Origin of the sequence: Hymenobacter defluvii (assembly GCF_017589435.1) — a bacterium.
GTDB lineage: Bacteria > Bacteroidota > Bacteroidia > Cytophagales > Hymenobacteraceae > Hymenobacter > Hymenobacter profundi.
Genome location: NZ_JAGETX010000004.1, coordinates 103,693 through 119,021 on the forward strand (window position 1 = coordinate 103,693; position 15,329 = coordinate 119,021).

Sequence of the window (15,329 nt, forward strand, 5' to 3'; positions counted from 1 at the left end):
TTGTTACGCCTGTCGTTCTTGCGTGAGAAGGTCCTTCGCGCTGCTCAGGATGACATTTTTATTATACGCTATGTACTTCTATCCTACTCCACTACCACGCCCATCGCCGAGAACTTGTCGATGCGCTGGCTGATTCGCTCCTCGTGCGGAATAGCTTCCAGCTCGTCGAGGGTTTTGAGTAGGGTTTTCTTGAGGGTAGCAATCATCTTATCGGGGGCGATGTGGGCGCCGCCCAGGGGCTCTTTAATGATGCCATCGATGAGCTTGTTTCCCAGCATGTCGGTGGCCGTGAGCTTGAGGGCCTCGGCAGCCTGCTCCTTATAGTTCCAGGAGCGCCACAAGATGCTGGAGCACGACTCGGGCGAAATCACTGAATACCAGGTGTTTTCCAGCATCAATACCCGGTCGCCGATGGCGATACCCAAGGCCCCGCCCGAGGCGCCCTCGCCGATGATGACGCAAATAACAGGCACCTTCAGCAGGAACATTTCCTTGAGGTTGCGGGCAATGGCCTCACCTTGGCCACGCTCCTCAGCTTCTAGGCCAGGGAAAGCGCCGGGCGTGTCGATGAGAGTGATAATGGGCTTGTTGAACTTCTCAGCCAGCTTCATCAGGCGCAACGCCTTACGGTAGCCCTCGGGGTTGGGCATGCCGAAGTTGCGGAACTGGCGCTGCTTGGTATTATGCCCCTTCTGTTGTCCGATAAACATCACGGAGCGGCCACCCAGCTCAGCAAAACCGCCTACCATGGCCTTGTCGTCGGCCACGGTCCGGTCGCCGTGTAGCTCAATGAATTTGTCGGTCATACCCTCGATATACTCTAGGGTATAAGGGCGGTCGGGGTGGCGCGAGAGCTGCACGCGCTGCCAGCGGGTGAGGTTGGCGTAGGTTTCCTTTTTGAGGGCCTTTATTTTAGCTTCCAGGGCGGCTACCGCCTCCGATACATCTACCTGGCTGTCGTCGGCCAGTTGTTGCATTTCGCGGAGCTTGCCTTCGAGGGCAGCAATGGGTTGTTCGAAATCGAGGAGCATTGCAGAGGAAAGAATGCGCGGGTTGCGGAAAAAGAATAGAAGACAAAGGTAAGCGAAACCTATGCATCGACCCTAAATCAACTTTGGGAAACATGAAGCAAAAAATAATCTACCTGACAAACAGCGATAAACGCCGGCGAAGGCACTTTTTTTGCGCAAAATGCGCGTCGGGGTTTGACAATGTCCGTCATCCCCCTACCTTTGCATCACTTTAACGGAAAGACAGACGGTTTTTCAGCCCACAAAGTACTCTGGTTCGGTAGTTCAGTTGGTTAGAATGCCGCCCTGTCACGGCGGAGGTCGCGGGTTCGAGTCCCGTCCGGACCGCTCTTCTAGAAAAAGCCCCTGCATTTGATGATGCAGGGGCTTTTTTACGTTTCGGCTAGTTCATACTGCATTTATTAAGGTAGGCGTTGGGTGTATCGTTTAGCCCAACGCCTTTCCCTACTCTATCCGAAACCAATCTACATCTAAACTGCCGGCGTCGTTGGTAGAGCCAGGGCGAAGGGCAAATAGGCCCATTTTTGCTCCAATCCAGCGGCCTTCCCGCGCCTGAAACTCAGTGCCTACCGGCTGAAACGTGGTGCCATCGGTGCTGTAGCTGAACTGGCACTTAGCGCCAGAGCGTACAGCTACGCGTAGGTACATGGGCTGACCAGTGGGCAGCGTAGCCACGGGCGCCGCTGTGGTTTCGGGCGTTAGCTTATCGGCATTGCGGCAAACGGCCTGACCGACGCGGAGCTGGCCATTTTCGTTGGTCAGCGACAGGTAGGCGTAGTCTAGTCCCATCATTACTAGCCCTACCTTCTCCCCTTCCAAGCGCGGCGTGAAGGTGACTTTGGTGGTCGTAGTAAAGGTTTCGGCGGGTAGCTTTTGCAGCAGCAGATTCGGCACCTGCCAGAAGTTCTTGAAATCGGCCGGCACCGGCACCGTATAGAGGCGCAACTGGCTTTGTGCGGGCATCGGGAAAGCCCAACCATCCTGCGGGTTGGCGTGCCACTGCCACTGCAAGCCCAGCTCGGGTGCGTCGAACTCATCGGAGGTAGCAGGCGTAGCTAGCGGCTGCGCTTTGCCCTTGATAGCCGGCTTTTTGTGCGTCAAAACGGGCTGGCCGGTACCGTCGCCATCGGGGTCGTCGCCGATGATGGGCCAGTCGTTTTGCCAGCGCATGGGCTGCAAGTGCACCACCCGGCCGTAGGCGCCCTGGTCCTGAAAGTGCAGAAACCAGTCCTGGCCGGTGTTGGTATCGACCCAAGCGCCCTGGTGCGGGCCGTTGATGGTCGTGTTGCCCTGGGCCAGCACAATGCGGTCCTCGTACGGACCAAACACATTTTTGGAGCGCATCACCACTTGCCAACCCGGCGTAACGCCCCCACCCGGCGCAAAAATATAGTAGTAACCGTTGCGCTTGTAGAACTTGGGGCCTTCTAGGGTAGGATGTTTGGTGTGGCCGTCGAACACCAATACCTCATCACCAAGTAGTTGCAGGCCGTCGGCCGACATCTCGCTTACAGCCAGCACACTCTTAAAGCCTGCCCGCGAGCCGGCGAAGGCGTGCACGAGGTAGGCGCGGCCGTTGTCGTCCCAAAGGGGGCAAGGGTCAATCCAGCCTTTGGCTTCTTTCACCAGAATAGGCGGCTCCCAGGGGCCGGCCGGGTGCTGGGCGCGGGTCACGAAGATACCCAGGTCGGGGTCGGGGTAGTAGATGTAGTAGAGGCCTTTGTGGTAGCGAATGGCCGGTGCCCACACCCCCCCGCCGTGCTGGGGCTTCTGGAAACGCTCAGCGGGCTGTTGCTCACCAAACACCGCGCTGACCAACGTCCAATTTACCAGATCTTTGGAATGCAAAATCTGTAAGCCAGGCACGCTGTTGAAGCTCGACGATACGAGGTAATAGTCCTCCCCTACCCGGATAGCGTCGGGGTCGGAGTAGTCGGCGTAGAGCACCGGGTTTTTGTAGGTACCATTACCTAGGTCGGGCACCCATACCTTGGAGAGCGTACTGGTTTGCGCTAAGGAGAGCGAGGGTAGGAAAAGGAGCAGAAAGAACAGGTTGCGCATCAACAAGTTGTACTTATTATATAGTAAGAACGTCATGCTGAGCCTGTTGAATCATCTCGCGTGCTGGCGTCTAAAATAAAGCAACATCAGCACGCGAGATGCTTCAACAGGCTCAGCATGACGTTCAACGCGTAGGACAAAATCAACTACTTCTGCCGCAGCAGCCATTCCGCCAGGTTTTTACCAGCGTCGAAATTCTGATACACGGCCGGAATCTTGCGGCCATCCACGTACTCGTTGTACAGCCATGGGTCGCCCACGGCGAAGACGGTACCCTTCCCTACCTTGGCCGTAGCGATGATAACGTTACGGCCCTGCGTTACGCTGGCCTTGGCTGGCCCCGACAATCCCAGCGGCGCTAACTCTTTGATGTAAGCCGCGCGGGCATTTTTGAAGATAGCATTGCCGGCCGGTATATCCACGCGGCCCTGCTCAAACTGGCTGCCCTTCACCATGTTGACATTTTGGGGTAGGAACTGGATGCCGAAGTTTTTCGCCAGTTCGTTGAAGTGCGGAATCTCACAGTTCGACGTGTCGTTGGCCATCAGCACGAGCGTGCCGCCGGCTTTCACCCAGTTCGTTATGATCTTGCTATCAGCAGGTTGCACGAAGTTAGGCTGGGGCGTTTCCTTCTTGGTATCGGGGTCAACGATGATGTATACGTCCATGCCTTGGAGGGCGGCGGGGGTAGGCGCCGTGGATACCGATACGGTGCGGGCGCCCAGCTCGCGGAACTGATTGCCCCACAGCCAGAAGCCGCCGTGCGTGCGGTCTTCCCAGGTGTAGTGCCACTGTTCCTGTTGCCCTGTCAGCGGGTTCTGGCGCAGTTCATGGTTGTAGTAGTAGTCCAGCCCCACAGTTTTGCCCTGGCCCACGCTGTTTTCGCGGGCAATTTCCATTTCCACGCTCGCCAGAATGAACGGCCCTACCCCCTTCAGGTCATTTTTGCGCAGGGGTTCGGAGAGGTAGTACTCGTAGCTGCCGTCGCGGTAGGGGTTGCCGCCGAGGCCGCCTACGCTCACCGTGCCGTTGAAGGCCAGGGCGTTGTTTTCCGTCGAAACGAAGGTTTTCAGCAGACCATCGTAGCCTTTCTGAGCGGTTTGTAGGTATTTCTTATCGAGGTAGCCCATGCGCACGCCTTTGGCCAGCGCGTACACAAACATGCTGCTTCCCGAGGCCTCCGCGTAGTTGCCCTTGCGCTTGGCCTGGTCTACCACCAGCGACCAGGTACCGGTTTTGGCATCCTGATACTTCGCCAGCACCGGCGCCAGGCGCTGCACATCCTTGATGAGTTGGGCGCGTTGCGGATGATTCTGCGGGAAGTAGTCGAGCACATCCACTAAGGCCATGGCGTACCAGCCCATACCCCGGTCCCAGAAGTTGGGCGACTGGCCGGTTTGCTTGTTAGCCCATTTTTGCTCCCGGCTTTCGTCGTAGCCGTGGTAGAGTAACCCGGTTTTAGAATCCACTAAGTTCTTCTCAATCAGCGCAAACTGTTTGGCTACGTCGTCAAACCCCTCGGGCTGGTTGAACACCTGGCTGTACTCGGCGTAGAACGGCTCGGCCATATACAGGCCATCGAGCCACATCTGATTGGGATACACCTTTTTATGCCAGAATCCGCCCGCTTTGGTGCGCGGCTGCCCTTCAATTTGCTGGTGCAGCAGCTGAGCGGCCTTCTGGTATTTATCGGTTTTCTTGGGTAGGGAAACCTGGCTCAGCAGCAGCAGGGCATGGCCGGTAGCTAGGTTGTCGAGGTTGTAGTCGGTGGGTTTGTAGGTGCGGATGCTGCCATCAGGCTGCACAAACTGGTCGAGGTCTTTCTGAATGTAGGTGAAGTACTTGCCGTCGCCGGAGCGCTGCCAGACGCGTTCTAATGCCTTCAGCATCAGGCCCTGCTCGTAGTCCCAGCGGGCCGTTTTGCGGTTGCCAATCACAATAGAATCGGGATGCCAGGAGATGAACGCATCGGCCATGCGCTGCGACATGGGCGGCGCGGAGGTAGGCATTTGGGCAACGCTCGCGACCGAGGTCAGTAGCAAGCCAGAAAGAAGCAAACGGGAAAAGAGCATACAGGAAAATGGTAAGTCAAACGTCAATGCAGGTTGGCATTGACGCTGAGTGTATTAAATAGCCCGTCATTCCGAGCTTATCGAAGAATCTTGCGTGGTAGTAATTTCTGCTCTGTATCAGCACGCAGATTCCTCACGTCCTTCAGAATGACAGCCAAACAACGTCAGCAACGACGCCCACCACCCTAGTTGCGACTACAGTCGCAACATCCCCTTCGCAGCTGAGAAAGGGAGTTTCGTTCTGACGACTATCGTTTTGATACCGTGATGACTTTCTTCGACACTTTTTGGCCCAGCTCCACGTCTTTCTTGGCAGCTTTGGTATCGGTGTTGGTGAGGCGTACGCCCTTGGTCCGGTCGCCGCTGAGGCGCACCAGCAGGTCGGCGCTGTTGGCGTATTGCAAGTTGTCTACCAACACGTTGCGGCTATTCTGGATTTCCATTACGGGCTTGGTATCCTTGCTCAGCAAAGCCACGTTTTTCAGCGTAACGCCTTCGGCCTCCTGGCACACCATGCCTTTTTCGCTTTCCAGCACCGTGTTCTGAATCAGGATGTTCTTGATGCTCATTTCGGGTAGGCCCCGAATCAGAATACCGGTTTCGGCGCCCTTGCACACCACGTTGTTGATGGTGAAGTCGCGGAACTGCGGGGTGCCCTCGTTCAGCGGTTCAGCCTTGATTTCAGGTAGGGCTTCGGCTTCGCCGTTGGCGGGCACCGGGTCCTTGGCCGCGTAGTACATATCAAACAGGATGGCCTGCCCGGCAATGTCAGTCATGGCCACGCCGTCGACGTAGATTTTCTCCACTACGCCGCCCCTACCCCGCGTGGTCTTGAAGCGCAGGCCCACATCGGTGCCGATGAAGGAGCAGTTGTAGACAAACAGGTTGCGCGCTCCGCCCGACATCTCCGAGCCAATCACGAAGCCGCCGTGGGCGTGGTAGACTTTGCAATTGCGAAACACGAAGTTCTCGGTGGGCACGCCGCGCTTGCGGCCCTGCTCGTTTTTGCCCGATTTGATGCAGATACCATCGTCGCCCACGTCGAAAGTGCAGTCCTCTACCAGCCCATTCCGGCAGGATTCCAGGTCCAGGGCATCCGTATTCTGGCCGTACCAGGGGTTTTTGGCCGTCACGCGGCGGATGGTCACGTCCTCGCACAAGAGCGGGTGGATGGTCCAGGCCGGCGAGTTTTGGATGGTAAAATCTTCCAGCAGCACCTGCTTGCAGCGTTGCAGGCTCAGCATATTGGGCCTCAGAAAATCCTTGATATCGGCAAAATCGGCCGTTGTCGTTTTGCCCGGCTTGATGACGCCCGGCTCCGGCATGGTAGAGGCTCTCAGGGCCTGTTCCGAGGGGTACCAGTAGTCTTTTTTCTCATTCAGGGCGCCACCCGAGGCCACCAGCTTTTTCCACTGTCCGGCCGTCAGCTTGTCTTTTTTCACGGGGCGCCACGCGTCGCCGTTGCCGTCGAACACGCCCGGGCCGGTGATGGCCACGTTGGTGAGATCCATGCCCGAAATGGGCGACTGGTTGCGCACGGCGTCTACCCCTTCCCAGTTGGTTTTGATGAGTGGGTACTGGCTCTTATCCGTCGTGAACTGCACCAGCGCACCTTTGGCTAAGTGCAGGTTCACGTTGTCTTTCAACTCGATAGGTCCCGTTAGCCACAGGCCGGCCGGTACCAACACTACCCCTCTCTTCTGGCTGGCGGCGGCTATAGCCTGCTGAAATGCCTTGGTGTTCAGCGTCTGGCCGTTTGCCTTGCCGCCGTAGTTGAGCAGGCTCACTGTATCGGCCGAGAACTGAGTAGACTTCACGGTGAAGGTAGGGCGGACCTGCCCGGTGGCGGGCGCCGCTCCGGCCAGCACAGCAGCTACGGAAAGTAGAAAGGGGAATTGATACGTCATTATCTGGGAATTTAGTGTGCGAAAGAAGGCGAAAAAACTAGGTGGTTTCCATGCCGAGCAGCTCATCTACCAGCGAGTAGGACCCGGTGAAAAGAGGCGTGCGCTGATGAAAGTGCGTGGGCATCAGGTCCATCACCCGGCCCAGGCCGGGGCCAGCTTCTGCCCTACCCCCCGCTTGCTCAATCACGAAAGCCAGCGGAAACGACTCGTAGAGCAGGCGCAGCTTGCCATCGGGGTTTTTCTGGGTGGGCGGGTAGAGGTAGATGCCCCCTACCAGCAGGTTGCGGTGATAGTCGGCCACCAGGGAGCCCACGTAGCGGCCACTGCACCGGCGCTCCTTGCAGCGCGAGAGGTAGTCGCGCACGTACTCAGGGTAGTCGTGCCAGTTGCCCTCGTTGCAGGAGAAGATATTCCCAGTTTCCGGAATGAGCATGCGCGGATGCGAGAGGAAAAACTCGCCCAACGAGCTTTCGTAGGTGAAGCCCGCCACGCCGTGCCCGGTGGTGTACACCAGCATGGTGCTGGAGCCATACAGAATATAGCCCGCCGCCACCTGTCGGCGCCCGCCCTGCAAGAAATCGGCCTCCGTGGCCGGCGCACCGTAGGGCGACACGCGGCGGTAGATGCTGAAAATAGTGCCGATGCTCACGTTCACATCAATGTTAGACGAGCCATCCAGCGGGTCGATGGCTACCACGTACTTGCCCTGCACGTTGCCGGTATGCACAATTTCGTCTTCCTCCTCGGAAAGCACCGCGCAGGCTTGACCGCCGTTGGTAAGCGCTCGAATGAAGCGAATATTCGCTACCACGTCTAGCTTTTGCTGCTGCTCGCCCTGCACGTTCTGCTGCCCAAAGGCACCCGCTACTTCCGCCAGCCCCGCCCGATTAATCTCCCGGCTCACGATTTTCCCGGCCAGGGCAATATCGCGCAGCAGTTGCGACAACTCGCCGGTGGCATACGGAAACTCGCTCTGGGTGCGCATAATGTAGCGCTCCAGGGTGGTGCCCACGGGCTGGGCAATGGTGTCTTCTAGCGGACGATGACTCATGATAAGTAGATTAGAAATGTTGACTAGCGGCAGCAGTTACTTCGGCTGCTTCTGCGACTGCCACAGGACCACTTGCCAGCCTTTCTTGGGATCTTTGATCTGTACCACCACGTACTTAAGGTGGGCCAGATTGGGGTTGGCCTCGGCCGTGGGGGGTAAGGTAATGGTGATGGTACCGTTCACCACGGCCGCCTGCCCGTTGTTGTATGCGCGCACGTTCAGGGCTTCCACGTCGATTTTCTCGTATTGGCTTTTGCCGTCGCGGATGCTCTGGATGTAGTCCGTTTTGCCGTTTTGCTTGCCGCTGGCGTGGGTGTAGATGAGGTCGTCGGCAAAGACTTTTTCTAGGAAGGCATAGTCCTTTTTCACCTGGGCCTCAAAGCGCTGGCGCTCCAAGCGCTCTACTTCCTGCGCGGCGGCTTTGTCTTTGGCAGTGGGGATTTGGGCAAAGGCCACCCCTACCCCACCTAGCAGGAGGAGCAAAAAAATCGTTATTATTTTCATGGTTATGTGGTTACAGCTTTTGATATAGTTGGCTCACCCAGGTTCACCGGCTCCATGCGCGGCACAAACAGGTGCATCACCACCCAGGCCAGCAGGTAGGCCGAGCCGCAAATCAGGAAGATGATGTTGTAGCCGCCGTTGATGTTGCCGGCCGCTTTGTAGGTGTCGAGCAGATAGCCGATGAGCAGCGGAAACAGGATGCCGCCCACCGAGCCGGCCATGCTGCCGATGCCCACAATAGAGCTGACAGCCTTTTTGGGGAACATATCCGAGGCCACGGTGAAGATGTTGGCGCTCCAAGCCTGGTGCGCGGCGGCGGCCAGGCTAATCAGGGCCACGGCTGGCCAGATGCTGGTGGCGTAGCGGGCCAGCATGATGGGCACTACCAGCAGGGCAAAGACCAGCATGGCAGTTTTGCGAGCCTTATACACGCTCCAGCCCCGCTTGATGAGGTAGGAAGAAAAGTACCCGCCACCGATGCTGCCTACCGTCGTCAGAGTATACACAACCACTAAGGGTAGGCTAGGCTTTTTCAGGTCCAGATCGAAGGTAGTAGCGAAGTAGGATGGCAGCCAGAACAGGAAAAACCACCAAATGGGGTCCGTGAGCATCTTGCCGAATACGAAGGCCCAGGTCTGGCGTACGCTCAGCAGCCGACCCCACGAAATGGTTTTGCCATGGTCGCCCTCGGCGGTTTCAGGCTCGTTGTCGCTGTGGATGTAGGCGTATTCCTCGGCCGACAGCTTGGGCTGCTTGGACGGAATCTGGTAGGATATCCACCAGAAAATCAGCCATATAAAGCCAATGCCACCGGTAATCAGAAAGGCTTCTTCCCAGCCGTAGCTCCCCAGAATCCAGGGCACCATGATGGGCGCTACTACGGCCCCAATGTTGGCGCCGGAGTTGAAAACGCCCGTAGCCAGCGCGCGCTCCTTCTTCGGGAACCACTCGGCTACGGTTTTAATGGCGGCCGGAAAGTTGCCGGCTTCACCCAGACCCAGCGCGGCGCGGGCTACCCCAAACCCCAGTGTGCTGGAGGCAAAGGCGTGGGCAATGGCCGCTCCGCTCCAGGCAATAATAGAAATGATGTAACCTTTCTTGGTGCCGATGAAGTCGATGATGCGCCCAAAGGCTAGCAGCCCAATAGCATAGGCCGCCGAAAAAGCCATGACGATGTAGCTGTAGCTGCTCTCCGTCCAGTTGAACTGGGTTTCGAGGGTAGGCTTCAACAGGCCAATTACCTGGCGGTCGAGGTAGTTGATGCTAGTGGCGAAGAACAGCAGCGCCACAACGGTCCAGCGGTAGGTTCCGAGTTTTTTCTCCATGAGTCTACTGCTGAGCGCGTTGCTGAATAAATTGAACCAGACCGGCCACCTTAGCCGTCAGGGCCTCGGCGCCCGCATCGCCCTTAAAGAGCTGAGAGCCAATACCTACAGCTTGCACGCCCGCGCCCAGCCACTCGCCAATACTTTCCTCGGTGGGCTCTACCCCGCCGGTCACCATCAGGGACACATCGGGTAGGGGGCCGCGCACGGCCTTGATGTAGCTGGGGCCCACGGTGTTACCGGGAAACACCTTCACCACATCGGCACCCAGTTGGTGGGCACGGTAGATTTCGTTCAAGGTCATGGCACCGGGCAGCCAGGCCACGTCGGTGTGTTTGCACGCGTGCGCCACCGACTCAGTGGTGACGGGCTGCACTACGAAATCGGCGCCGGCCTGAATGAAGCGCTGGGCTTCCTCCCCCTCATAAATCGTCCCGATGCCCAGTAACATTTCCGGGCAGTTGGTCTGCACAAACGATTGCAACTGTGTAAATACATCGAAGGCCTGCGCGCCCCGATTGGTGAATTCAAAGACCCGGATACCGCCGTTGTAGCAGGCTTGCACAATCTGCTGGGCGTGCGCTACATCGGGGTGATAAAAGACTGGAACCAGCGGGTGCGCCAGTAACTGTTTTAATGCATCTGCACGTGAAAATCGAGCCATAAGGGAGGTAGGGTAGAAATGAGAAAAGAGCGAATACAGCGCCTATCTGGTTCTAAGCGCTAAGTGGAAAGAGCGGTGAGTAGCTATGCACTACTCTGCATCACCCTGCAAATCAGTTTGATACCTAATTAGTAAGAACCTTACCGGAGCAGTCGCCCCGTCACGTTGCCTTGCACAATGTGCTCCACCTCCGCGGCCGTCACCAGGTTGATGTCGCCAACGATGGTGTGCTTGAGGGCCGAGGCCGCCGTAGCAAAGCCTAGCGCCCGCGCCGGGTCCTGGTCGAAGTGCAGCCAGCCGTAGATGAAGCCCGAGATGAACGAGTCGCCGCCGCCGATACGGTCTATCACGGGCACGATATCATAGGGTGTGGTTTCGTGGTAGGCGCCTTGGTCGTAGAGTAGGCCGCGGATACGCTCGTGGGAGGCGCTCTGCGTTTCGCGGCGGGTAGCAATTACCTGTTTGATCTGCGGGAAACGCTGTTGCAGCTGCTCGCACATGCTCACGAAGCGGTCTTCCCTACCTTCCTCGGGCCGGATGCCGAACAAGTCCTCGGCGTCGCCTTCGGTGCACACTACCACGTCGCAGCCGGCTACCAGCTCGGGCATCACGTCCTGCGCCTTCTGGCCGTACTGCCACAGGTTGCGGCGGTAGTTCACGTCGGCCGACACAGTGATGCCCAGGCGGCGAGCGGCCTGAATGGCCTCGCGGGTAGCCTGAGCCGCGCTGGCCGAAATAGCAGGCGTGATGCCCGTCCAGTGCAGCCACTGGGCGTCTTTCAGGATTTCATCCCAGTTGAACCACGCGGGGTCAAGGTTCGCAAAGGCCGAATCGGCGCGGTCGTACACGATTTTGCTACCACGCAACGAGGCTCCTACCTCCAGGAAGTACAGCCCCAACCGCTGCCCGCGAAACACGCAGGAGTGCATATCTACGCCCAGGCGCTGGAAGTGCTGGGCGGCAGCGCGGCCCAGGTCGTTGTCGGGAAAGCAGCCGGCGTGAGCGGCGGGCTGGCCCAGTTGGGCCAGCGCGGCGGCCACGTTGGCATCGCCCCCGCCGTAGGTAACGTCCAGGCTAGCGGCCTGCGTGAGGCGGAGGTTGAGCGGCGGCGACAACCGCATCATGATTTCGCCGAAGGTTACGACTTGTTTCAAAAGAGATGGATTGAATGCGTGTTGTTAGTTACTAGTAACTTGAGTTGGTGAACATCTGTCATCCTGAGCTTGCAAAGGACCTTCTCACGTCAGCACGTCCATCTTACCAACGACCCGTTCTGCGGGCATAAGGTCCTTCGCAAGCTCAGGATGACAGACGTACTGCACGCCTTACGCCGTTTCGGCGGCCACCTTCTCCTCTACCGGCGTGAAGCCGAAGTAGGTGCTGGCGTTGCCGTAGCAGACGTTGCTGACCATTTCGCCCAGCCAGTTCATGTTGTCGGGCAGCTCGCCGTTTTCCACGTCGTTGCCAAGCAGGTTGCACAGCACCCGGCGGAAATACTCGTGGCGGGGGTAGGACAAAAAGCTGCGCGAATCGGTGAGCATGCCTACAAAGCGGCTCAGCAGGCCCATGTTCGACAGGGCGTTGATCTGCCGCTCCATGCCGTCTTTCTGATCCAGGAACCACCAGCCCGAGCCGAACTGCATCTTACCGGCCACCGAGCCGTCGTTGAAGTTGCCGATCATGGTGGCAATCAGCTCATTGTCGGCGGGGTTCAGATTGTAAATGATGGTTTTGGCGAGCTTGTCCTGAGTATCCAGCCGGTCGAAGAACTTCGACAGGGCCACGCCTTGCGGGAAGTCGCCAATAGAATCCCAGCCCGTATCAGGGCCGAGCTGGCGCAGCTTACGGGCGTTGTTGTTGCGCAGCGCCCCGATGTGGTATTGTTGGGTCCAGCCCTTTTCCCAGTCCATTTCGGCCAGCAACACCAGCATTTTGGACTTAAATTTCAAGACTTCAGCGGAATCCAGCGTCTCACCGCCGCGTACTTTCTTGAAAATTGTGTCGATTTCCTCGTCGGTATAGTCAGCAGCGTAGAGTTGCTCCAAGCCGTGGTCGGAGAGCTTGCCGCCCATCTCAGCAAAGAAATCGTGGCGCTGGCGCAGCGCTTTTTCCAAATCGGCAAACGCCTGAATATCCACTCCTGCGGCCGCGCTCAGCTTATCGAGGTAGGCGTTGTAGGCCTCCGCATCTTCCGGCGACATCGCCTTATCAGCCCGGAAGGTAGGCAACACCTGCACGTCGAAATCCGAATCCCGAATGGCTTGATGATATTCCAGCGAATCGGCAGGGTCGTCGGTGGTGCACACTACCCGCACGCTCATTTTGCGCAGCAGGCTACGCACCGAGTATTCGGGCGTGCGCAGCTTCTGGGAGCACTCGTCGTAGATGCGGCGGGCGCTGTCTTTGTCCAGCAGCTCGTGCACGTCGAAGTAGCGTTGCAGTTCCAGGTGCGTCCAGTGGTAAAGCGGATTGCGGGCGGTATAGGGCACGGTTTCGGCCCACTTCTCAAACTTTTCCCAGTCCGAGGCATCGCCCGTGATGTAGCGCTCGTCTACGCCGTTGGCCCGCATGGCGCGCCACTTGTAATGGTCGCCGTAGAGCCAGATCTGCGTCAGATTCTCAAACTGCCGGTCTTCGGCAATCTGGTCGGGGGGCAGGTGGCAGTGGTAATCGATGATGGGCTGGTGCTCGGCGTGCACGTGGTAGAGCTGCCGGGCGGTTTCCGTTTGGAGCAGAAAATCGGGGCCGAGAAAGGGCTTTTTCATGCGGTTTGCTGGGTTAGGCAGTGGGTAGGAAAGCGGTGGTTAGCCGGGTGTTTTTGGGGGGAGGGTTGACCGTCATGCTGAGCCTGCCGAAGCATCTCTACCGCTTCGTCTGATAGAAATTAGATTACTCACGGTAGAGATGCTTCGGCAGGCTCAGCATGACGTTCTTTTTATGTTTGGAATACTCATTATATCTGTTCAACTAAACAACGTCAGCAACGACTTCAACCACCCCAGTTCAGCCTTTCGGCTGAACGTCCCCTCCTCAGATGAGGAGGGGAGTTTGTCGTTCTTTTATTTACAGCGAAACCCCTCGTTTCCAAGGAATAAAGTCGGTTTGATCGTGGCGGACGGCGGCTACCTCCTCCCCGCTTGCCACGCGGATGACGTACTCCAGGATTCGTTCGCCGGCTTGCTCGATAGTTTCCTCGCCGTCAATCACGGTGCCGGTGTTCACATCGATGATGTCGGGCATGCGCTTGGCCAGGGGTGTATTGGTCGAAATCTTGATAACCGGCGCGATGGGGTTGCCGGTGGGCGTGCCCAGGCCGGTGGTAAACAGCACCACGTTGGCCCCCGACCCTACCTCGGCCGTCGTAGATTCCACGTCGTTGCCGGGGGTGCAGAGCAGGTTCAGGCCGGGCTGGGTCACCAGCTCGGGGTAGTCAAGCACGGCTACCACAGGCGAGGAGCCGCCCTTGCGCGCCGCCCCGGCCGATTTCATCGCGTCGGTTATCAGGCCGTCGCGGATGTTGCCGGGCGAGGGATTCATATCGAAGCCAGAGCCCACGGCCACGGCCGCGTCGCCGTAGGCTTTCATCAGCGAGCTGAAACGCTGCGCCGTTTCCTGGTTCACCGAGCGGTCCAAGATTTCCTGCTCCACGCCGCACAGCTCCGGAAACTCGGCCAGAATAACCGAGCCGCCCAGCGCCACCAGCATATCCGACACGTGCCCCACGGCGGGGTTGGCCGAAATGCCCGAGAAGCCATCGGAGCCGCCGCACTCCAGCCCTATGCACAGCTTGCTGAGCGGAGCCGGCTGGCGGTGCTGCTGGTTGGCCAGCATCAGGCCGGCAAACGTTTGGCGCAGCGCCGCGCTGATCATGTTTTCTTCGGTGCCCATTTTCTGCTGCTCCATCATATAGAGCGGCTTGCTGAACTGCGGGCTGCGCTTGTTGATTTCGTCCTGCAACATGGTCACCTGGGCATTCTGACAGCCCAGGCTGAGGATGGTGGCGCCGGCCACGTTGGGGTGAGTGATGTAGCCGGCCAGCAAGCCGCACAGCGACTGCGCATCCTGTCGGATGCCGCCGCAGCCGCCTTCGTGGGTCAGGAACCGGATACCGTCCACATTCGGAAACAGGCGGGCTTTCTGGCGGCTGCTTTCGGCGGCCTGCAAGTCCACGCTCAGGATTTCTTCCACCGATTTGCCGGCCTGCATCAACGCAATCAGCTCCTGGGTCTGGGGCTGATACGACTTCTGGCGAGCGTAACCCAGGTCCTTTACCAGGGCGTCTTCCAGCACCTGGATGTTGCGGTTTTCGCAGAATACCATGGGTATCACCAGCCAGTAGTTGGCGGTGCCTACCTTGCCATCGGCACGATGGTAGCCCAAGAAGGTGCGGTCCTGCCAGCGGCTCACGTCGGGTGCCTGCCAGGCGGGACGCTGGCCGCTTTCGGCATAGGCATCGGTGGCATGGTGCAGGTTGGCAGTGGTAAGGCGGCCGCCTACCCCAATGGCCGAGGCAGCCTTCCCCACCAGCACCCCATACATGGTAACGGGGTCGCCGGAGGCGAGGGGTTGCAGAGCCAGCTTGTGCTTGGCCGGAATGGCTTCGGTGGTGGTAACGGTGGTGCCGTCCCAGGTTACGGGTGTGCCGGCGGGTAGGTCCGTGAGGGCTACCAGTACGTTGTCGGCCGGATGAATTTTGGCAACTAAATGCTTCATA

Annotated in this window: 11 protein-coding genes and 1 tRNA gene; 1 reads left to right on the forward strand and 11 read right to left on the reverse strand. The window is 58.4% G+C overall.

The window, feature by feature from the left end; translation table 11 throughout:
* Positions 1–83: 83 nt before the first annotated feature.
* Positions 84–1,031, reverse strand: coding sequence for an acetyl-CoA carboxylase carboxyltransferase subunit alpha (locus J4D97_RS09235; RefSeq protein WP_187319664.1), 948 nt, complete (start codon positions 1,029–1,031; stop codon positions 84–86).
* Between the two features lie 253 nt (positions 1,032–1,284).
* On the opposite strand from J4D97_RS09235, the gene J4D97_RS09240 reads away from it, so the two are divergent.
* Positions 1,285–1,358: transfer RNA gene (locus J4D97_RS09240), tRNA-Asp, on the forward strand.
* 117 nt (positions 1,359–1,475) lie between these two features.
* On the opposite strand, the gene J4D97_RS09245 is transcribed toward J4D97_RS09240, so the two are convergent.
* The 10 genes from J4D97_RS09245 to J4D97_RS09290 form a co-directional block, all read right to left on the reverse strand.
* Positions 1,476–3,128 (reverse strand): glycoside hydrolase family 43 protein, encoded by a 1,653-nt coding sequence (locus J4D97_RS09245; RefSeq protein WP_243900233.1) that lies wholly within the window; start codon positions 3,126–3,128, stop codon positions 1,476–1,478.
* Between the two features lie 110 nt (positions 3,129–3,238).
* Positions 3,239–5,164 (reverse strand): glycoside hydrolase family 88/105 protein, encoded by a 1,926-nt coding sequence (locus tag J4D97_RS09250; RefSeq protein WP_208307334.1) that lies wholly within the window; start codon positions 5,162–5,164, stop codon positions 3,239–3,241.
* 248 nt (positions 5,165–5,412) lie between these two features.
* Positions 5,413–7,071: a glycoside hydrolase family 28 protein gene (locus J4D97_RS09255; protein WP_208307335.1), complete on the reverse strand. Its 1,659-nt coding sequence runs from the start codon at positions 7,069–7,071 to the stop codon at positions 5,413–5,415.
* Between the two features lie 37 nt (positions 7,072–7,108).
* A complete protein-coding gene (fbp, locus tag J4D97_RS09260; protein WP_208307336.1) occupies positions 7,109–8,122 on the reverse strand; it encodes a class 1 fructose-bisphosphatase in 1,014 nt (337 codons plus the stop codon).
* Between the two features lie 36 nt (positions 8,123–8,158).
* Positions 8,159–8,626, reverse strand: coding sequence for a nuclear transport factor 2 family protein (locus tag J4D97_RS09265; protein WP_208307337.1), 468 nt, complete (start codon positions 8,624–8,626; stop codon positions 8,159–8,161).
* A gap of 2 nt (positions 8,627–8,628) precedes the next feature.
* Entirely contained in the window at positions 8,629–9,951 is a 1,323-nt protein-coding gene (locus J4D97_RS09270; RefSeq protein WP_208307338.1) for an MFS transporter, read from the reverse strand.
* Positions 9,952–9,955: 4 nt separating this feature from the next.
* Positions 9,956–10,615, reverse strand: a complete 660-nt coding sequence (locus J4D97_RS09275; RefSeq protein WP_208307339.1) for a bifunctional 4-hydroxy-2-oxoglutarate aldolase/2-dehydro-3-deoxy-phosphogluconate aldolase — start codon at positions 10,613–10,615, stop codon at positions 9,956–9,958.
* Between the two features lie 140 nt (positions 10,616–10,755).
* Complete coding sequence (locus J4D97_RS09280) at positions 10,756–11,769, reverse strand: sugar kinase (RefSeq protein ID WP_208307340.1); 1,014 nt, start codon at positions 11,767–11,769, stop codon at positions 10,756–10,758.
* Positions 11,770–11,940: 171 nt separating this feature from the next.
* Positions 11,941–13,380 (reverse strand): glucuronate isomerase, encoded by a 1,440-nt coding sequence (gene uxaC, locus J4D97_RS09285; protein WP_208307341.1) that lies wholly within the window; start codon positions 13,378–13,380, stop codon positions 11,941–11,943.
* A 298-nt stretch (positions 13,381–13,678) separates the two neighbouring features.
* Positions 13,679–15,328: a UxaA family hydrolase gene (locus tag J4D97_RS09290; RefSeq protein ID WP_208307342.1), complete on the reverse strand. Its 1,650-nt coding sequence runs from the start codon at positions 15,326–15,328 to the stop codon at positions 13,679–13,681.
* Between the last annotated feature and the right edge of the window lies 1 nt (position 15,329).

Coding starts and splice junctions, on each gene's coding strand:
- J4D97_RS09235 (WP_187319664.1), bottom strand. CDS start 1,031: ATGCTCCTCGATTTCGAACAACCCATTGCTGCCCTCGAAGGCAAGCTC.
- J4D97_RS09245 (WP_243900233.1), bottom strand. CDS start 3,128: ATGACGTTCTTACTATATAATAAGTACAACTTGTTGATGCGCAACCTG.
- J4D97_RS09250 (WP_208307334.1), bottom strand. CDS start 5,164: ATGCTCTTTTCCCGTTTGCTTCTTTCTGGCTTGCTACTGACCTCGGTC.
- J4D97_RS09255 (WP_208307335.1), bottom strand. CDS start 7,071: ATGACGTATCAATTCCCCTTTCTACTTTCCGTAGCTGCTGTGCTGGCC.
- fbp (WP_208307336.1), bottom strand. CDS start 8,122: ATGAGTCATCGTCCGCTAGAAGACACCATTGCCCAGCCCGTGGGCACC.
- J4D97_RS09265 (WP_208307337.1), bottom strand. CDS start 8,626: ATGAAAATAATAACGATTTTTTTGCTCCTCCTGCTAGGTGGGGTAGGG.
- J4D97_RS09270 (WP_208307338.1), bottom strand. CDS start 9,951: ATGGAGAAAAAACTCGGAACCTACCGCTGGACCGTTGTGGCGCTGCTG.
- J4D97_RS09275 (WP_208307339.1), bottom strand. CDS start 10,615: ATGGCTCGATTTTCACGTGCAGATGCATTAAAACAGTTACTGGCGCAC.
- uxaC (WP_208307341.1), bottom strand. CDS start 13,380: ATGAAAAAGCCCTTTCTCGGCCCCGATTTTCTGCTCCAAACGGAAACC.
- J4D97_RS09290 (WP_208307342.1), bottom strand. CDS start 15,328: ATGAAGCATTTAGTTGCCAAAATTCATCCGGCCGACAACGTACTGGTA.